Annotated in this window: 12 protein-coding genes; 11 read left to right on the top strand and 1 reads right to left on the bottom strand. The window is 71.4% G+C overall.

What is annotated here, in order from left to right; translation table 11 throughout:
• Nucleotides 1-405, top strand: a 405-nt coding sequence (locus AB2385_RS12965) for a stalk domain-containing protein (RefSeq protein WP_367655436.1), incomplete at its 5' end; no start/stop codon positions are given.
• A gap of 58 nt (nucleotides 406-463) precedes the next feature.
• Here the strand turns inward: AB2385_RS12965 and AB2385_RS12960 are convergent.
• Complete coding sequence (locus AB2385_RS12960; RefSeq protein WP_367655435.1) at nucleotides 464-2986, bottom strand: alpha-mannosidase; 2523 nt, start codon at nucleotides 2984-2986, stop codon at nucleotides 464-466.
• Nucleotides 2987-3285: 299 nt separating this feature from the next.
• Here AB2385_RS12960 and AB2385_RS12955 point away from each other — a divergent pair, with 299 nt between their 5' ends.
• From AB2385_RS12955 to AB2385_RS12910, 10 genes are all read left to right on the top strand, one after another.
• Nucleotides 3286-5190 (top strand): hypothetical protein, encoded by a 1905-nt coding sequence (locus AB2385_RS12955; protein WP_367655434.1) that lies wholly within the window; start codon nucleotides 3286-3288, stop codon nucleotides 5188-5190.
• A gap of 73 nt (nucleotides 5191-5263) precedes the next feature.
• Entirely contained in the window at nucleotides 5264-8119 is a 2856-nt protein-coding gene (locus AB2385_RS12950) for an alpha-mannosidase (RefSeq protein WP_367655433.1), read from the top strand.
• Between the two features lie 19 nt (nucleotides 8120-8138).
• A complete protein-coding gene (locus tag AB2385_RS12945; protein ID WP_367655432.1) occupies nucleotides 8139-8798 on the top strand; it encodes an aspartate/glutamate racemase family protein in 660 nt (219 codons plus the stop codon).
• A gap of 9 nt (nucleotides 8799-8807) precedes the next feature.
• On the top strand, nucleotides 8808-9713 hold the full coding sequence (locus AB2385_RS12940) for a ketose-bisphosphate aldolase (RefSeq protein WP_367655431.1): 906 nt from the start codon (nucleotides 8808-8810) through the stop codon (nucleotides 9711-9713).
• 42 nt (nucleotides 9714-9755) lie between these two features.
• A complete protein-coding gene (locus tag AB2385_RS12935; RefSeq protein WP_367655430.1) occupies nucleotides 9756-10400 on the top strand; it encodes a hypothetical protein in 645 nt (214 codons plus the stop codon).
• Nucleotides 10401-10519: 119 nt separating this feature from the next.
• Nucleotides 10520-12340 carry an MBL fold metallo-hydrolase gene (locus AB2385_RS12930; RefSeq protein ID WP_367655429.1) on the top strand — a complete coding sequence of 607 codons (1821 nt, stop codon included), beginning with the start codon at nucleotides 10520-10522 and terminating at the stop codon, nucleotides 12338-12340.
• Between the two features lie 5 nt (nucleotides 12341-12345).
• On the top strand, nucleotides 12346-14055 hold the full coding sequence (locus tag AB2385_RS12925; RefSeq protein ID WP_367655428.1) for a beta-N-acetylglucosaminidase domain-containing protein: 1710 nt from the start codon (nucleotides 12346-12348) through the stop codon (nucleotides 14053-14055).
• On the top strand, nucleotides 14048-17140 hold the full coding sequence (locus AB2385_RS12920; protein WP_367655427.1) for a glycoside hydrolase family 2 protein: 3093 nt from the start codon (nucleotides 14048-14050) through the stop codon (nucleotides 17138-17140). The genes AB2385_RS12925 and AB2385_RS12920 overlap by 8 nt, the downstream gene beginning before the upstream one ends.
• The gene (locus AB2385_RS12915; RefSeq protein WP_367655426.1) at nucleotides 17141-17848 is read left to right on the top strand and encodes a class II aldolase/adducin family protein; all 708 of its coding nucleotides are present in this window, start codon (nucleotides 17141-17143) and stop codon (nucleotides 17846-17848) included.
• Nucleotides 17845-19218 (top strand): four-carbon acid sugar kinase family protein, encoded by a 1374-nt coding sequence (locus AB2385_RS12910; protein WP_367655425.1) that lies wholly within the window; start codon nucleotides 17845-17847, stop codon nucleotides 19216-19218. Before AB2385_RS12915 ends, AB2385_RS12910 begins: the two co-directional genes overlap by 4 nt.
• Nucleotides 19219-19222: the final 4 nt, after the last annotated feature.

The following is a 19222-nucleotide window of genomic DNA, read 5'->3' as shown; positions in this document are numbered from 1 at the left end:
CCGCTGGTCACCCCGCTGGTGATGAGCGCCGTTGAGAGGGACGGCACCATCGCCCCGCGCACCGAGGGTCGCATCCTGTACGTGAAGGGCGTCAGCCTCGAGGTCGGCAAGCCGGCGCTCTTCATCGCGGGCCGCTCCCAGGAAATCGACGTCGCACCCGAGCTGAAGGAAGACGGGATCTACGTGCCGTTCCGCTGGGTCGCCGAACTGTACGGCGGGCTGGTGGAGTGGAACCAGGAGACGCGGACGGCTTCGGTCACGATGCCCTGGGGCAACGCGGTGACGGTGACCGCCGGTGAGAACGCGTACATCGTCAACGACCGCACGCTGGTCCCGGTGAGCGTGCTGGAGCAGATGGGCATCAAGACCATCGTGGAGGGGAATATCATCCAGCTGGAGCTCTAGGCTCCACACGGCCGAATGGCACGGCCCCGGCGAACTGCCGGGGCCGTTGCTGTTGCGCCTACTCCTCCAGGATGTTGACCTCCCGCACTTCCCCGGTGCGGCTGATGCGGTAGCTCTTGATCTGGTACGGCCCGGCCTCCACGGCAAAGGCGGCCTGCGCCAGCGGGATGCTGACTCGGGCCCGCGCCGGACGGCCGGCGGGCTCGTAGAGCCGCAGGATGAGATCTTCGCCCTCCTCGGCCTGCTTCAGGGCGGTCACCACCACCTGGTCGGGGGGATCGACCGTGACGAAGCTGGCCGCCTTCGGCAGTTCACCCGGGTGAGCATACTCCCGGATGACGGCCATCGGCGTGTTCAGGTCGTGGGCCGCCTGCACCACGCCGGCATCGGCCCAGGAGCCGGCGTGCGGCACCAGCCGCCAGCGGGTCGTCTGCTCCCCCTGGTCCTGGTAGCGGTATTCCACGCCCTCTTCCAGCCGGTGCGGATCGTGGTGGGCGTAGACCGGGCTGCGCAGGAGGGTGAGGCGGGCCTCGCCTCCCAGCACGTCGCCGCCGTACTTGCCGTCGTTCAGCAGGGCCACGCCCGCCCGGAGCCGGTTGCCCCGGGCGTCCCGCACGAAGCCGGTCACATCCAGCCACTGCTGCAGCGGCTCCTCCTGGCCGTCTGCCGGGCGGACGGCGTGGCCGTAAGGAACCGAGAAGGTGGCGCATGCCTCGTCGAGGGCGAAGGGGAAGGCGAGCTTGAGCGCCCGCTGCCGGTCGTGCCAGTCCACCGTCAGGCGCCCTTCGATTACCGGACTGTCCCGGAAGAGACTGATCTCCTGCCGGGCGGTGGAGTGGAGGCCCAACCCGCCCGTCCATCGGTATGTGATCCGCCACGTCGCCCGCACCGGACCGTCCTCCACCAGCTCTGCCCGGACGCAGGAGAAGGCTCCGACCTCGTGTCGCAGGGCCGTCACGCCGTGGCCCCAGGTGTCGGACGGGTCCGCCACCACCAGCAGCCGGGCGCCGGCGCCGGCCAGCAGCTGCAGGCCCCGGGACTTGTCCCACAGCGCCTTCAGGGTGCCGGTGGTCGGGTCCAGTTCGAGCCGCCACCAGCGGTTCTCCAGGACCTCCCGCGAGGCCGTGAGCCCGCCCTCCGGCACCGGCGCCGCAGGCTCGTCCACCACCCGGTAGACCCGGTAGCCGAACGCCGGCACCTCGGCCGTGAAGAGCACCCGGGGCCGGTTGGCGGTGACGGAGTCCGGACGGCCCAACTGGTGGATCACGGGGCGCTCCTGGTCGTCCAGCACCTTCAGGTCGTCGGTGCCCCACTCGTTCAGCTCCACCGCCACGGCCTCGGTGCGGGGCCAGGGGCTCGGGTTGAAGACCACCACGGGCGTGCCGTCGCCCAGGTCTACGGTCCAGCGCTCGGGGGTCCAGCGCACCCGCCGGATGGGCTCGATCTCCGTCGCCGGGCGGCCGCCCCGCCGGGTGTCGATGCGCTGTGCGATCACCTGCAGGGCGGCGTAGCCAGTCCGGTCGGCGATCGCGATCGCCTCACCCAGTTCGCGGCGGGCGTCTTCGTAGGCATCGGGAATCGCGGTGCCCGCCAGGATGTCGTGGAACTGGTTGAACAGAAGCAACCGCCAGGCGTGCTCCAGCCGGTCCGCCGGGTAGGGCAGGCCATAGAAGGAGGCGAGCACCGCCCACCGCTCGGCGGTGAGCAGGGCCGACTCCGCCTGCCGGTTCCATGCCTTGATGCCCGAGTGGGCGCTGTAGCAGCCCCGGGCGTGGTGCTGGAGTTCTCCGGCGTGGACCGGCACGTCGGTCCGTCCGGCGTGCGCTGCGAAGAAAGACGAGAGCGACCCGAATCGAAGGGTGGGCCAGTCGGGGGAGGCGTTGGCCTCCCGGATCGAGGCGATGGCCTTCCTGGTCGGTCCGCCGCCGTGGTTGCCCACGCCGAAGAGGTGAACCCAGACCCGGGCGTCCGCCGGCCGCCAGTCCAGGTTGCGGGCCAGCGACATCTGCACGTAGACCGGGTTCGTGCTGTAGCACTCCACCCGGGCCGCCAGCACCTCTGAGCCGTCGGGAGAGCGCCAGCGGAAAAGGTTCGACGGCAGGTCGAGTTCGCTTGCCCCAGGCCGCATGAAGAGGAAAGATTCCAGCCCGGCCTGCCGGAAGAGCTGCGGCAGGGTGTGGGGGTGGCCGAAGGTGTCGGCCAGGAAGGCCACCTTCGCCCTGCGGCCGAGCACCTTCTGGAAGTAGCGCTGCCCGTAGAGCCCCTGCCGGGCGAGGGACTCGCCGGAGGGGATGTTGGCGTCCGGCTCCACCCACCAGCCGCCCACCGGCTCCCACTGGCCCCGGGCCACGGCCTCCCGGATCTCAGCCAGCAGTTCGGGGTGGTTTTCCATCCAGGCGTAGTGGGCAGCGGAACTGTGCACGAAGACCATGTCCGGATTCTCCCGCAGCCGGTCGAGGGCGGAGCGGAAGGTGGCCTTCACCGTCTCGTACCCTTCGCGCCAGTCCCAGAGCCAGACCGGATCGATGTGGGCGTGGCCTACCATGATGAACGTCAGGTCCTTGCTGCGCTTGTCTTGCACGTCGCTACCTCCTCGAGAGGTCGTCACAATCGGCGCGTGGCGAGAGGATTTCCCAGGGGCGTGAGCGAACCACCACTTACTATAGGTGTTAGACAAAGTCTCCGGGATATCCTATCGGCAGCAGAGAAAGAACCGGGATTCGCCGCTGGTCTCGCCATCCCCCGCTCCGGCCACTGCACGGCCCGCCTGGGCCGTGCACCGCCCGACGGCCCGGCTTGGTTCCCAGGGACGACGGGTACGGCGGCAGGATGCCATGGGCGAGGCATCCCGGAACTTCACTCATGCAGGGAGAGAGCATCATGGTCAAGGTGACAGAGCGCGAAGGCGGGCTCCTGGTGGAGGCGGCCACGTACCGGCTCCATCTTCCGGCCGACCGCCCGTTCGCGGTGCTGGAGGACGCGGCGGGCAACCGCTGGGCGGAGTTGTTCCTGGGCGGCAGCCTGCACACCCGGGAGGGGCTGGACGAGACGGCCCGCCTGGAGTCTCCGGAGGTGGCAGACGGGGACGGCGGCGTGCGGGTGACCGTGCGGGCCGTCAGCAGCCACTGGGCGCGGAAGGCGCTGGTGCTCCGGTGCCGGGAGGAGTCGCTGGAAGCGCACCTGGAAGTGGCCGGCGCCGGCCGGATCACCGACCTGCACCTCTTCGGCGGCTACTACTCCGGCGCACTCCGGTACGGCAGCGGCTTCTTCCTGAGCGGAGCGCAGTTCCGTTCGGTCTTCAACCCCGAGCCCTGGGGATCGGAGCGGCGGGCCATCCCCGCCTCTGAGCCGACCCTGATCGACGTGTGCGGCTCCGGCGCCCTGCCGGGCCGGCGGCACTGGATTTTTACCCCTGCGCCTTTCTGCTACGGCTTCTCCCGGACGCCGGTGGCCGGCGCCGGGGTCTTGCGCGCCGCTTCCGTGGCTGCCGACCAGGGCGGCGCGGACCCGACCACCGGGGGCGATGGGGGTGCGGCTGCGGGCGCGCCCGACGGCGCTCCCGGCGAAGCTCCCAACAGGGCCTGCAGCGGCCGGGTGGCCGGTTCGCCGGGCGATCAGCCCGACCTCCCCGCCGGCCCGTGGATCATGGCCGGCCTGATCGTGCGGCCCGGCGAGCACCTGTTCACCGGCTTCCACTACGACGGGATGGAGGATGGGTTCTCGCTCCGGCTCGCCTACGAAGGGCAGACGGCCGTGGACGGCGAGTTCGTCTCGCCGGGCGTTCTCTTTCTCTTCAACCAGCCCGACCCCTACGCGGGCCTGGAGCGGTACGTCACCGAACTGGTAAGCCGGGGTTTGGTGGACGTGGGCCAACCCGCCGACCTGCCGGGCTGGTGGCGGGAGCCCATCTTCTGCGGCTGGGGCGCGCAGTGTCACCTGGCGAACCTCACCGGGACCCGGGCGCCGGCGCTGGCCAACCAGGCGAACTACGACCGATTCCTGGCCGCACTGGAGTCCCACGGCCTCCGGCCGGGCATCGTGGTGCTCGACGACAAGTGGGCGGCCGCCTATGCCCTCGGCGAAGCGGACCCGGCCAAGTGGCCGGACCTGAAGGGCTGGATCGCCGGACGCCACAACGCCGGGCAGCGAGTGCTGCTCTGGTGGAAAGCCTGGGACCCCGAGGGCCTGCCTGCCGACCAGTGCGTGACCAACTCGGCCGGGCTTCCCGTGGCCGCCGACCCCTCCAATCCCGCCTACGAGGAGACCCTCCGCCGGGCGGTGCGCCTCATGCTGTCGTCCCAGGGCTACGACGCCGACGGCTTCAAGGTAGACTTTTCGGCCCGCACCCCCAGCGGCCCGGGTTTGAGGCGCCACGGCCGGGAGTGGGGAGTGGAGCTGCTCTACCGACTGCTCTGGATCCTCCACGATGAGGCCAAGCGCGTGAAGCCCGACGCCCTGGTGATGACCCACACGCCCAACCCCTACTTCGCCCGGGTCACCGACATGATCCGGCTGAACGACATCAACACCGGCAGCCCCGTGGTGGCGCAGATGCGGCACCGGGCCCGGGTCGCGCGGGCCGCACTGCCCCACCACCTCATCGATACCGACAACTGGCCCATGCCCAGTCGGGCCGCCTGGCGGGAGTACCTGCAGGTGCAGCCGGAACTGGGCGTGCCCTCGCTCTACTTCGCCACGGCCCTGGACACCATGGAGGCTCTGGAAGAGGAGGACTACGCCGCACTGCGGCAGCTGTTCGCCGCGGCCTGGGCGGACCTTCGCTAGAAAACCGGGCGGGGCCGGGGTCTGGCCGCCGGCCCGGGCGATGCCAGGCCGAGAATGGAAGGGGTGTGATGCCATGGCCCAGCAGAAGACCCAGGTGATCATGTACCACCACACCCACTGGGACCGGGAGTGGTGGTCCACTTACCAGCAGTTCCGTTTCCGGTTGGTGAACGTGATCGACCAGTTGTTGGAGAACCTCGATCGTGACCCGTCCTTCCGGTTCACCCTGGACGGGCAGACCATCGTGCTCAAGGACTACCTCGCCGTGCGGCCCGAGAACCGGGAGCGGCTGGTGGGGCACATCCGGTCCGGGCGGCTGGCGGTAGGGCCGTGGCACATCTTGCCCGACGAGTTCCTGGTGAGCGCCGAGGCGCACATCCGCAACCTCTGGCTGGGGGAGCGGACCGCCCGGGAGCTGGGCGTCCGGACCAGCCGGGTCGGCTACCTGCCTGACCAGTTCGGCCACTCTGCCGGCATGCCGGTGATCCTGGCCGGCTTCGGCATCGACAGCGCCGTGGTCTGGCGGGGCTTCGGCGCGCCGCCGGTGGGCCATCCCGCCGGCGACGGATACCACGGCCACCCCGACGTTTACCGCTTTGCCCGTCCTTACAACGCCGCCCAGTTCCCGGCGGCGATGCAGTCCGAATTCTGGTGGGAGGGCCCCGACGGCACGCGGCTCCTCGGCATCTATCTGCCGCTGGAGTACTACCGCGGCCACTACCGCGACGACCCGGACGACCCGGTGCGCACACGCGCCGAGGCTGTTCAGCGGGCCCGACGCACCGTGGCCCACCTGAAGGCGTTTGCCACCACCCGCTTCCTGCTGGAGCCCATGGGGGGCGACCACCTGCCCAGCGACGCCCGCCTGCCCGGGCTGCTGGAGGAGATCAACCGGGAGCTCGCCGCCGAGGGAGTGGAGTACCGCCTTGGCTCCCTGGAGGAGTATGTGGCGGCGGTGCGGGGCGAGCACCCGGAGCTCCAGGTGGTCTGGCGGGGCGAGGGCCGCGCTTTTGGCCGCAAGGCCCATCTGCTGCCCGGCGTTCTATCGGCCCGCCTCTACCTCAAGCGGCAGAACTACGAGTGCCAGACCGCCCTGGAGCGCTACGCCGAGCCGCTGCAGGCCCTGAACTGGCTGCTGGGGGGCCGGTACGAGCAGACCTACCTCTGGACCGCCTGGGAGCGGCTGATCGAGAACCACCCCCACGACTCCATCTGCGGCTGCTCCATCGATCAGGTGCACCGGGAGATGCTCACGCGCTTCGCCGAGTCGCACCAGATGGCCCGCCTCCTGGCGCAGACCGCCCTGGAGGACATCGCCCGCCGGGTGGACCGGACCGGCGTGCCGGAAGGCGCGCAGCCGCTGGTGGTGTTCAACCCGCTCACCTGGCCCCGCACCGACGTGGTGACGGTGCCCTTCAACCCCGCCCTGGCCATCGACCCGCGCACGTGGCGGCTCGTGGACGACGCCGGCCGGGAGGTGCCGTTCCAGACCCGGCCCGGCGAGGCCCCCATCGACAAGCTGGAGCGGTACGACTGGCTGGGCGCGCCGCCCGGACCCTGGGTGACCGGCTCCGCCAACGACTGCACCCTGGTCACCTTCGTGGCCGAGGGGGTGCCTGAGCTGGGCTACCGCCGGTACCACCTCGAGCCCCGGGAGCGGCCGGTGCCGGAGCGGGTCTGGCTGTTCACCGTGGCCGGCGACGCCGCCAGAGACAAGGGCGATGCGGCGACGACGGGCCTCGTCGTCGGCCCGGGCCTCCTCGAGAACCAGTTCCTGAAGGTGACCGTGTCGCCCATGGACGGCAGCCTCACGCTCTACGACAAGGAGACCGGCCTGCGTTACGAGGGCCTGAACTGGTTCGAGGACGGCGGCGACGCCGGCGACACCTACAACTACGCCCGCCCGGTGGGCGACCAGGTGCTGTCCACCCGGAGCGTGCAGCCGCGTCTCACCTGGGTGGAGTGCGGCCCTGCCCGGGCCACCCTGCGCGTCACCTGGGCCTGGTCGCTGCCCGAGGGACTCACGGAGGACCGCACCAGCCGCTCGCCCCGGTACGTGCCCTTCGTGCTGCACAGCGACGTGACGCTGCTGCCCGGGGTAAAGCGGGTCGACATCCGCACCCACTTCGAGAACAGCGCCTGCGACCACCGGCTGCGCGCCTGTTTCTCCCTGGGTGCCCCGGTGGCCCGCTCCGCCGCCGAGTCGCACTTCTGCGTGGTGGAGCGGCCCGCCGCCCGGCCCGAGGGAGAGCGGGGCAGCGCCGAGCCGGCCGTGGACGAGCATCCGCAGCTGGCGTTTGTCTCGGTCTCCGACGGCACCCGGGGCCTCACCATCGCCAACCGGGGCCTCCCTGAATACGCCGCCGACCCCGACGGCACCGTGCGGCTCACCTTGCTCCGGGCCGTGGGCTGGCTGAGCCGGGACGACATCGGCAGCCGCGTGGGAGGCGCCGGCCCCGCCATGCGGACGCCGGACGCGCAGATGCTGGGGCCGGTGGAGGCGGAGTACGCCCTCATCCCCCACGCCGGCGACTGGGACGAGGCGCAGAGCTACAAGGCCGCCCACGACTTCGCCGCACCGCTCACCGCCGTGCCGGTGGTTCCCCAAGTGGCGCCGATGCGAGCGCACCTGCCCCCGGTGGCGGAGAGCCTGCCGGCCGCGGGGGCGCTGGTGGAGGTGGCCGGCGATCTGCTGCTCACCGCCTGCAAGCGGGCCGAGGACCGGGATGCCCTACTGCTGCGCTTCGTCAACGAGTCGCGCTCCCCCGGGGCCCTATGGGTGCGGCCGGCGCGGCGGCCTGCCAGGGCTTACCTGGTGAACCTCCGGGAAGAGCCGCTGGAGGGCGCCGAGCTGCCCCTGGACGAAGACGGCGCCGTGGCCCTGGAGGCGGCGCCGTGGCAGGTGCTCACGCTCGCCTTCGAGTTCTAGCCGAAAGGGAGGATGTCCCATGCCCAAGACCCTCGCCCTCCTGCACACCACTCCGGTCACCGTCGCTTCCATGACCGAACTGGCGGCCCGGGAACTGCCCGGGGTACGGGTGATCAACCTCCTGGACGACAGCCTGCTCAAGGACGTGATCGCCGCCGGCGGCGTAACGCCCGCCGTGGAGGCCCGGATGCGCGCCTACTTCGCGCAGGCGAAAGTGGCCGGGGCCGACGCCCTGCTCTGCTGCTGCTCTTCGGTGGGCGACGTGGTGGACCGCGCCCGGGCCGACGCCCCGCTGCCCCTCCTGCGCATTGACGAGCCCATGGCCGCCGAGGCGGTGCAGTCGGGGCGGCGCATCGGCGTGATCGCCACCGTCCGCACCACGCTGGAACCCACCGTTCGGCTCATCCGCCGCAAGGCCGAGGAGCTGGGCCGGGAGGTGGCGGTGGAGCCCGTGGTGGTCGAGGGCGCCTTCGACGCCCTGTCGGCCGGCGACGGCGCCACCCACGACCGGCTGGTGAAGGAGGCGCTCTGCGCTCTCCTCCAGCGCTCCGACGTGGTGGTGCTGGCGCAGGCCTCCATCGCCCGGGTGCTGGCCTCGCTGGAGCAGCCCCCGGCCATTCCCGTGCTGACCAGCCCCCTCTCCGGCCTGCGGGCCGCCGGGGCCAAACTGGAAGAGTAGGTGACTTCGATGAAGCAGAGGATTCCTGGTTGCCTCGCGCTCACAGAGTTCCTGCCCCGGGCCCAGGCCGGGGGCTATGCGGTGCCCGCGTTCAACCCCCGTTACCGGGCCTGCATCCGGCCGGTGATGGAGGCGGCCATGGCCGCCCGTTCGCCCGTGATCGTCGAGATCAGCCAGCGGGAACTGGGCTGGTTCGCCCTTACCCCCGCCGAGGTCAGGGAGGAGCTGGAGCGGGTGGTGCGCGACCTGAAGGTCGACGTGCCCTTCGCCCTCCACCTGGACCACACCTGGGAGATGGCCGTGATCGAGCAGGCGGTGGAGGCCGGCTTCACCTCGGTGATGATCGACGCCTCCAGCAAGCCCTTTGCCGAGAACGTGGCGCTCACCCGAGAGGTGGTGGCTTACGCCCACGCCCACGGGGTGAGCGTGGAGGCCGAGCTCGGCCGGCTGACCACCACGGACCAGCTGGAGACACTCGACGACGAGGAGATGTACACCGACCCGGCTGAGGCCGGTGAGTTCGTGCGGCAGACCGGCTGCGACGCCCTGGCCACCTCGGTGGGAACGGCCCACGGCGTGTACCCCGTCAAGAACCCGAAGATCGACTTCGACCGTCTGGCCGCCATCCGCCGGGAGGTGGGCCCGGATACGATCCTGGTGCTCCACGGCGGGTCGGGCCTGCCGCCGGAGACGGTGCACCGCGCGATCTCCCTGCCCGGGGGCGGCATCAGCAAGCTGAACATTGCCACCGACCTGGAGAACGCCCTGCTGGGCGGCATGGGCGGGCTCAAGCGGATGACCTCGGCGCAGCTGGACCGGCAGGCGCCCGCACTCCTGGCCCAGGGTCTGGCCGCGGTGCGGGAGACCGCCCTGGCGAAGATCCGCGATTTCGTGTGCTCCGCCGGCCGGGCGTAGCCGGCATGCCGAGCCTGTCACTCTGCCCCGGGAGGTGAGGCCATGCGGGCGGCCCTGGAGGCCTGGAAGCAGGCCGTGCGCTTTGCCTGGAAGAACCTGCTGCCGATCATCGTGCTCAACCTGTTCTGGTCTGCGCTCTCGTGGCTCGTGCTGCCCGTCGGGCCGGCCACCTTCACCCTCTACTGGTTCCTCACCGAGCTCAGGGATAACGACGCGGACCTGCGGATGGTGACGTACTTCAAGGCGCTCCCGCGCTTTCTCCGGAACGGGCTGATCTGGGAGGCGGGCTGGGCGTTGCTGCTCATCTTCGCGTACTCCAACGCCTACTTCTGGGGCGCCCTGCTCTCGCCGGTGGCCGGCTGGACGATCCGGTTCATCTGGATCTACGCGGTGGCGTTCGCCCTGGCCATGCAGCCCTACCTGCTCGAGGCGCTCATCGTGAAGGGCGAGGGCTGGAAGGACGCGCTGAAGCGGTCGGTCTGGGAGGTGGGGGCCAACCCGGTCTACAGCCACCTCCACCTGCTGATTCCCGTGGTCATCGCCGTGATCGCCTACAAGACCGTCACCATCTTCCCGCTCCTCCTGGTCTCCCTGGGGGTCGCCTTCATGGTGATCATCGCCCAGGAAGCGCCGTGGAAGTACGGCGAGCCGCCCCCCATCGAGCGGCGGTTGGAAGACGTGCTCTGAGCGTAGGCGGGAGGACTCGCTCTGCTCCGCCGCGGCGGAGCGAAATGTGATCGGCGGCGCTGCGGAACTGCGCCTGCCGGAAGGCGCGCCCGGACTGTGTGTGAAATGGGGGGCTGGCTGTGCGGCAGCTTTCGGAATCGCTCTTCCTGCACCAGGACACGTGCAACGTTTACGTGATCAAGGACGGCCGAGCGGCGGTGCTGGTCGACTTCGGCGACGGCAGCGTACTGGACGAGCTGGGCGCTGTCGGCGTCGATCGGGTCACCGACGTGCTGATGACCCACCATCACCGGGACCAGGGCCAGGGCCTGCGCCGCGCCGTGGAGGCCGGTGTCCGCATCTGGGTGCCGGAGGCCGAGCAGGACCTCTTCGCCCGCGTTGATCGCCACTGGCAGGCCCGGGAGCTTTCCAACATCTACAACACCCGCGAGGACCGCTTCTCCCTGCTGGAACCCGTGCCCTTGGCCGGGCTGCTCCGGGACTACCGGGAGCAGCGGTTTGGCCGCCACGTCTTCACCGTGGTGCCCACCCCCGGTCACACCACCGGGTCGGTGAGCCTCCTCGCCGAAATCGACGGCCGGCGGGTCGCCTTCACCGGCGACCTCCTCTACGGCCCGGGCAAGGTCTGGTCTCTCGCCGCCACCCAGTGGACCTACAACGGCGGCGAGGGCATCCCCGGCACGATCCTCTCGCTGCTGGACCTGAAAGCCCGCCGTCCGGACGTGCTCCTGCCCTCCCACGGCGAGCCGATGCTCGACCCCGCCGGAGCCATCGACCCCACCGTGGAGCGGCTGGCCGACCTGCGCACGGTGCGGCGGCACAACCCGCGCCTCTTCCTGCTGCGGGAACATCCCTACGAGCCCGCCGTCCCGGAGACGCCGCACCTGCTCTTCAACCGCACCTCCATGGCCAACAGCTTCGTGCTGCGGTCGGAGAGCGGCAAGGGGCTCGTGATCGACTTCGGCTACGACTTCATGTTCGGCCCGGCCGCGGGGGCCGACCGGGCCTCCCGCCGGCCGTGGCTCTACACGATCCCGGTGCTGAAGGAGAAGTACGGGGTCCGCACCATCGACGTGGTTATCCCCACCCACTACCACGACGACCACGTGGCGGGCATCAACCTGCTGCGGGAGGTGGAGGCGGCGCAGCACTGGTGTCCCGAGACCTTCGCCCACATCCTGGAGCGGCCCGAGCAGCAGGACCTGCCCTGCCTCTGGTACGACGCCATCCCCGTCGACCGGCGGCTGCCGCTGGGCGAGCCTGTGCGCTGGGAGGAGTACACCCTCACGCTCTACCCGCTCTCCGGCCACACCGCCTACGCCGTGGCCATCGCGTTTGAGGTGGACGGCATGCGGGTGCTGGCCGTCGGCGACCAGCTGGCGGACGAGGACGGCCTGTTCCTGAACTACGTGTACAAGAACCGGTGGGACACGGACGACTTTGTGCAGACCGTGGAACTGCTGCGGCGGCTGCGGCCCGACGTGCTGATCCGGGGCCACTGGGGACCGCTCCGGGTGACCGAAGAGTATCTGGACAAGCTGGAGAGGGCTGCCCGGGAGGTCGCCCGGCTCCACCGGGAGCTCCTGCCGCTGGAGGAGGTCGATTTCGGTACCGGCTCCTTCGGCGCCGACATCCACCCCTACCGCGCCACCCTGCGGCCGGGGGAACGGCTGCGGGTCACCGTGGTTGTCCGGAACCCCTTCGGCTCGGACGCGGAGGCGACGGTGCGGCTGGCCCTTCCCGAGGGCTGGCGGGCCGAGCCGGAGGTCGGGAGGGTGCGGCTGTCGCCCCGCACGGCCGGAGAGGTCGCGTTCACGGTGCAGGCCCCGCCCGGCGGGTCTGTCTACCGGGCGCGCATCGCCGCAGACCTGACGGTGGGCGGCCGCCGGTTCGGACAGCACGCCGAGGCGCTGTACACGGTGGAAGGCGAGAGGAGCTGAAGGTGATGAGCAGTCCCTTCGCGATCCGGGGCGTGATCGAGGGCTTCTACGGCCGTCTGTGGTCGCGCACCGAGCGGGAGCGCATGATCGACTTCCTGGGCCGGCACGGCTACAACCTCTACGTCTACGCGCCCAAGAGCGACCCCCTCCACCGCAACCGCTGGCAGGAGCCCTACCTGTCGGAGGAACTGGCCTACTTCGCCGCGCTGGACCGGCGCTGCCGGGAGCAGTCCATCCAGTTCGTCTTCGGCCTGAGCCCGCTGAAGCTCCACTACAGTGATGACGGCGAGATGGGCGCGCTCTTCGCCAAGCTGGAGGCCGTCTACCGCCTTGGGGTGCGCAGCTTCATGCTGCTGCTGGACGACATGCCCGACAGGTTCCACTACGCCGACGACGAGGCGCGCTTCGGCACTGTGGCCGACGCCCACGTGTGGCTGAACAACACGGTTCTGGCCCGCCTCGAGGCGTGGGGCGGCGTGGAACACTACCTCTTCTGTCCCACCGAGTACTGCGGCGAGGGGCGCTCCCCCTACCTGGAGCGGCTGGGCGAGGGGCTCCGGCCTGAGGTCCACGTGCTCTGGACCGGCCCCGAGGTCTGCTCGCCCCGCCTCACCACGGCCGACGCCCGGGTGATCAGCGAGACTCTGCGACGGCCGGTGCTCTACTGGGAGAATTACCCCGTCAACGACCTGGAGATGCGCTGGCGGCCGCACATCCGGCCCATCCGGGGCCGCGACGCCGACCTGGGCACGGTGGCCCTGGGCATCGTGGCCAACGCCGCACTGCAGCCCGAGGCCTGCAAGATCCCGCTGCACACCTACGCCCGGTATATGGCCGACCCGGCGGGCTACGAGCCGGAGGCGGCCTGGGAGCAGGCCTTGCTGGAGGTCTGCGGCAATGAGGCTGACGCCCGGGCCGTGGCGGTGCTGGCCGACCTTGCCCGCTGGTCGCACCTGGAGCGGGGTCGCCAGCTTTATAGCCGGCTCGCCTTCATCCTAAACGACTTCTGGCGGCGCTGGGGCGGCCCGCCCGCCGCCACGGGGCCCGACCTGGAGGGGGCCCCGCAGCCGGAGGAGCGCCCGCCCGCGGTCCCCGCGCTGGACATCGGCCTGGCGGCGGCACACGGGGACGCTGCACCGACCAGGAATGCGACGACCGCTTCTTGTGGAGAGGGCCCCGGGCCTACCCCCTCAGCCGCCTGCCGCCTAGCCCTCGTCGACGACATGCTGGGAGAGTTCACCCGGCTGCACGGGGTGGCGGACCGCATCCTCCACAGCATGGCCAATCCGTGGCTGAAGGCGGAACTGCGGCCCTGGGCGGAGAAGCTGGCGGGATGGTGCGACACCGCGGCGCTCGCGCTTACCGTGCTGCGGACCGCCCTGCGGGATCCGGCCGCCCCCGTTCTGCCCGCCCTGCGCCGGGATGCGGTGGACCGGCTTTGGGCCACCCGGGAGAACTTCCACTGGGTGGCCGGCGATCTCATCGACCAGTTCGCCCGCCGCTGCCTCTGGGCTGCGGAGGAGGTCGCCGCCGAGGCCGGTACTGCCTGTTGCGGGGCAGGGTGCGCGCCAGTCGGTGCGGCAGGGCGCGCGGCGGGCTGTGGGCCTGGGGCTGCGGGCGGCGGGTCACCCGGACCGGCAGAGGGCGTTCACGGTGTAGACTCAGTCCGTGTGGGCGGGGACTCCGCACCGAAAGGGGCCGACGCCGATGCGTGAGCGACTCTCGCTGAACGGCGCCTGGCAGTTCCAGCCGACGCCGGGCGCCCCCTGCAACGACCCCGACACCCCGCCCCCGGCCCTCACCGAGCCCCGCACCATCACCGTGCCGGGGTGCATCCAGGCGCAGTTCGACGACCTGCGGGATTACGCCGACGTCTCGGTGTACGAGCGCAGTTTCGCCGTGCCCGCCGGCTGGTCCGGCCGGGCCGTGCGGCTGCACTTCGGCGCCGTGGACTACCTGGCCGAGGTCTGGATTGACGGCCGCTACGTGGGGAACCACGAGGGCGGCTTCCTTCCCTTCTGGTTCGACATTACCCGCTACGTCGAACCGGGCCGGGCGCACCGGCTGACCGTGCGGGTCACTGACCCCGGCGGCGCCGCCTGGCCCGAGCGGGAGTACCGGCAGTTCCCCGACGTGTCGTTCCAGGAGGCGCCCCACGGCAAGCAGAGCTGGTACGGCGCCATCGGCGGCCTCTGGCAGGACGTCTGGCTCTACCGGGTCCTGGCCACGCCCGACGTGGCCGGGGGGCAGGTCCGCTTCCGGGCGATTCTGGCCGGGCCGGAGGGGCCCCTCAGCACCGAGGCGGCCCCCACCGGCACGCGGCTGGCGGGGCAGGGACCTGCCGGCCGCCGGGCCCCGGGGCCGGTGCCGGTGCCGCCGATGCCCGAGGGTGCGTGGGCCGTGCGTGTGCGGGTGACGGGTCCCGACGGCAGCACGTACGCCTCGCCGGCCGTGCCCGCCGTCGCCGGAGAGGCCCGGCTGAGCGTGCGCATCCCGGAGCCTGCACTGTGGGATCCGGACCACCCCTACCTCTACGAGTTCGAGGCAGAGCTGCTGAAGGGGGACACGCCGGTCGACCGGTACGATGACCACTTCGGCATGCGCACCGTGGAGGCCCGGGGGAATCGCATCTACCTGAACGGCAGGCCGCTCTACATCCGTGCCGCGCTGGACCAGGACTACTACCCCGGGACGCTCTGGACCCCGCCCGGCGACGCCTTCCTGATGCACCAGGTCCGCCTGGCGAAGGAACTGGGGCTGAACCTGCTCCGCTGCCACATCAAGGCGCCGCACCCCCGCTACCTGTACTGGGCCGACAAGCTGGGGCTGCTGGTCTGGGAGGAGTACGGCAATCCCAGCCACTCGCAAGGCCGGGCCCTCGAACTCTGCCGGGCGACGCTGGAGGGGCTGATCGAGCGCGACTACAATCATCCGGCGACGATCATCTGGTCGATCATCAACGAGTCGTGGGGCATCGACCTGGGCCAGGAGCGTGACCGGGCGTGGCTCCGGGAGATGTACGACCACTTCAAGGCGTACGACCCGACGCGCCTCATCGTGGACAACTCGGCCTGCCCCGGCAACTTCCACATGGCCACAGACCTGGCGGACTACCACAGCTACTACGCCTACCCGGACCACTTCGACCGCTGGGAAGGGTGGGCCGCCGAGCTGGCCCAGCGCCCGGCCTGGCTCTTCAGCCCCCACGGCGACGCCCGCCCCACCGGGCGGGAGCCCCTGCTGAACTCCGAGTTCGGCAACTGGGGCCTGCCGGACGCCCACGACCTCCTGGACGGCGAAGGGCGGGAGCCCTGGTGGTTTGGCACCGGCTCCACCTGGAACGACGGCGTGGTCCATCCGGCCGGGGTGCGGGAGCGGTACGCCGCCTCGGCGCTGCCGGCCGTTTTCGGGGCGTACGCCCACTTCGTGCGGGCCACCCAGGTGCAGCAGTTCCGGGCGCTCAAGCACGAGATCGAGGCGCTGCGGCAGCACGAGAGCCTGAACGGTTACGTCATCACCGAGTTCACCGACGTGCACTGGGAGTGCAACGGCCTGCTCAATCAGAACCGCAGGCCCAAGGCGGCGCACAACCTGTACCCCACGGTGATCGCCGGCACGCAGGTGATCGTCCGGCCCCTCGCCGCCGCCGACCCCGCGGTCCTCTCCCCTTCCTCTGGAGCCCCCGGAACCGGGGGCGGCCTCACCCGGGGCCGCTGGGCCCTGGCGGCGGGGGAGGTGGCGGCGGTGCAGTTCCAGGTGGCGTCGGACGCCGGCGCGGCCAGACCGGGCTGCACCCTGGTCTGGTGGCTGGAGGAGGGGGTGACAGACCCGCTTCCGGGGCCCGCCGTCGCACCCCGGCCCGGCGCTGCGCCCCCGTCCGCCGCCGTACCCCGGTCCGTTGCGCAGCACGGGATCTTGACCGGCGTCGTGGTGCCGGCCTTCGGCGTGCTGCACGCCGGCGCGCTCCGCTTCCGGGTGCCGCGGTCACCGCAGCGCCTGCGGGTGCACGTGGCCCTGCTGGACCCCCACGGCCGGGAGATCTGCCGGGGCTACGAGGACTTCGGCGTCTGCGACCGCCCGGACGGCGGCAGCCGGCCGCTTCGGCTCTCACCCGACCTGGCTGCGGCCCATCCGGGTCTGGCCCGCCAACTCGAGGGACTGGGCTATGCGGTCACGGTGGGCCGTGCGACCTGGGCTGACCTGCCCTGCGACGATACCGCCCCTGCGAGTCCGGCCGCTTCCTTGCGTCACCCCGGTCCCGGCGGCGGGATGACCGCACGGCCCGCGCCGGCGCACGGCGAGGTCTTCCTGGCTGTCTGCCTGGATGACACGGCTGCGGCATATGCCGAGACAGGCGGCCGGGTGCTCCTGCTGGCCGACTCTCCGCAGGACCTGCCAGGCGGGCTGCGGGTGGTCGACCGCAAGGACGGCCAGTGGCACGGCGACTGGGCCTCAGGCTGGCACTGGCTCCGGCCGGGACTGCTCGGACCGAATGAGCCGGCCCTGGAGAACCCGCTGGACCTCGACTGGCTGGGGCTTCTGCCCGAGCACGTGATCCTGGGCGCGGAGGAATGGCAGGCCGACTGGCTGGCCGGCTACGTGCTGGGATGGGTCCGACTGCCCGCCGCCACCGCGCTCGGGTTCCGCCTGGGCCGGGGGGCCGTGCTGGCCACCACCTTCCGCCTGGCCGAGGGCCTGGGCGACCACCCGGCGGCGGCGCCGCTCCTGGCGGGGCTGATCGCCCGGCTGTGCGGCTCCGACTTCCGTCCCGCCTTGCAAGTCGATAAGGGGGCCAGGTAGATGAACCGTGACGAGATCGTACAAGCGATGATCGCCCATTCCCGGTCGCTCTTCGAGCGGAACTACACCTACTCCACCGGCGGCAACCTGAGCCACCGCTTTGGCGACGGCATGCTGATCAGCGCCACCAACACCTCCTTCGGCCGGCTGCTCCCCGGCGACTTCGTCGCCTGCGACCTGGACGGCCAGCCGTTGCCCGGCGAGGCCCGGCGGCCGTCGAAGGAGGCCATCTTCCACGCCGCCATCTACCGGGTGCGGCCCGAGGTGGGCGCCGTGCTTCACCTGCACTCCCTGGCGGCCATCGCCCTGAGCTGCCTTGCCGCGCCCACTGACACCGGCAACGTGCTGCCGGCCGTCACCTCGGGCTCGGTGACCCGGGTGGGCCGGGTGCCGCTTATCGAGTACATCCCGCCGGGGGCGCAGCGGTTGGCCGAGCGCATCGCAGAGGTCTGCCGTTCTGTCAACGCCATCCTGCTGGAAAATCACGGCGTCATCACCTACGCGCCCACGCTGGACCAGGCGGTGGACATCGCCGAGGAGTTGGAGCAGAACGTCAAGGTCTGGCTGATGACCGGCGGCCAGGCTCGCATCCTCACCGACGACGAGCTGGCGGGACTGAAGCCGCTCTTCGGAGCGACGGTGACTCCGGGGACGCAGCGGCCGGCCCTGCGGGACGGCGTCAGCCTCGGAGGAGGGTTGCGGTGGTGAACAGAGACACCCCACGTGCTTCCGACCCCTTCGGCTCCCGGGCGGGCGAGGACGGCGACCGCTTCCCCCGCCCCCTCGTGGGGGTCGTGGCCGATGACATCACCGGCGCGGGCGACATCGGTGTGATGTTCGCCAAGCACGGCTATGCGGTGCGCATCTTCGGGGCCGAAACCGACCTGGATGCTCTTCCCGGGCGGCTCGTCGGCCGGCGGACCGACGTGATCATCATCGACACCGACAGCCGCATGGACCAGCCGTCGGTGGCGTACGAGAAGGTGCGGCGGGCCACCGCGGCCCTGATCCGGGCCGGCTGCGGCCTGTTCTGGAAGAAGACCTGCTCGGTGTTCCGGGGAAACGTGGGTCCCGAGTTCGACGCCCTGTTTGACGAACTGAACCACCGCTTCGCCCTGGCCGTGGCTGCGTTCCCCAAGAACGGCCGGATCACCCGGGGCGGCGTCCACTACGTGCACGGCCGGCTGCTCGCCGAGTCCGAGTTCGCCCGGGACCCCGTGCACCCCCGCACCGAGTCGAATCTGGTGGTAGACTTGCAGCGGCAGACCAGCCGCAAGGTGGGGCTGATTGCCCTGGACGTGATCCGCCGCGGCCCGCAGGCGATCCGGAGCGCGGTGGCCGGGGCGCAGGTGGCGGGTGTGGCTTATGCGCTCTGCGATGCCGAGACCCAGGAGGACCTGGCGCAGATCGCCCGGGCGGCCGCCGGGGAGCGGGTGCTCCTGGGGTCCTCCGCCCTGGCCGAGGAGCTGCCGGCGGTCTGGGAGCCGGTGGCCCCGTACCAGCCTCTGGCCGGGCTGCGGCTGGACGATGCGAACGGCGTGCTGGCCATCGCCGGCTCGGTGATGCCTCAGACTCGTGCCCAGGTGGAGGCCGCCGCGGCGGCCGGCGCCCGGGTGTTCACGCTGGCCAGCGAGGACGCCCTACGGGATCCCACAGGAGCGGCAGAGCGGCTGGCCCGGGCGGCGGCCGACGGGCTGCGGGGCGGGGCGAACGTGGTGGTGCGGTCCGAGAACCGGCCCGACGCGGTGGACGCGGCCCGGGCGCTCGGCGCCTCGCTGGGAATGGACGGGGTGGCCGTCTCGAAGCGCATCTCCACCGTGCTGGCGCGGGTTGCTAGGCTGGCCCTCGACGCGACCGGCGCCCGCCGGCTGATCACGCTGGGCGGTGACACCTCGGCCGCGGTCTGCCGGGAACTGGGGATCGACGAGACGGTGGTGCTGGCGGAAATCGCCCCCGGCCTGCCGTCCTCGCTGGCGCCGGGGGAACGCCCACTGCTGCTGGTGCTGAAGTCCGGCAGCTTCGGCGGGCCGGAGTTCGTGAACGACGCCATCGCACACCTGTCGGCGCTCGGGAGGTGACGGG

Source organism: Symbiobacterium sp. (genome assembly GCF_040797425.1).
In the GTDB taxonomy this organism is placed as follows: Bacteria; Bacillota; Sulfobacillia; order Symbiobacteriales; family Symbiobacteriaceae; genus Symbiobacterium.
The sequence above is the reverse complement of the archived record's forward strand: the minus strand, read 5'-3'. Positions and strand labels throughout refer to the sequence as shown.

Bases quoted from the DNA above. Each gene is read 5' to 3' on its own strand.
- AB2385_RS12955 (WP_367655434.1), top strand. From the start codon at position 3,286: ATGGTCAAGGTGACAGAGCGCGAAGGCGGGCTCCTGGTGGAGGCGGCC.
- AB2385_RS12950 (WP_367655433.1), top strand. From the start codon at position 5,264: ATGGCCCAGCAGAAGACCCAGGTGATCATGTACCACCACACCCACTGG.
- AB2385_RS12945 (WP_367655432.1), top strand. From the start codon at position 8,139: ATGCCCAAGACCCTCGCCCTCCTGCACACCACTCCGGTCACCGTCGCT.
- AB2385_RS12940 (WP_367655431.1), top strand. From the start codon at position 8,808: ATGAAGCAGAGGATTCCTGGTTGCCTCGCGCTCACAGAGTTCCTGCCC.
- AB2385_RS12935 (WP_367655430.1), top strand. From the start codon at position 9,756: ATGCGGGCGGCCCTGGAGGCCTGGAAGCAGGCCGTGCGCTTTGCCTGG.
- AB2385_RS12925 (WP_367655428.1), top strand. From the start codon at position 12,346: ATGAGCAGTCCCTTCGCGATCCGGGGCGTGATCGAGGGCTTCTACGGC.
- AB2385_RS12920 (WP_367655427.1), top strand. From the start codon at position 14,048: ATGCGTGAGCGACTCTCGCTGAACGGCGCCTGGCAGTTCCAGCCGACG.
- AB2385_RS12915 (WP_367655426.1), top strand. From the start codon at position 17,141: ATGAACCGTGACGAGATCGTACAAGCGATGATCGCCCATTCCCGGTCG.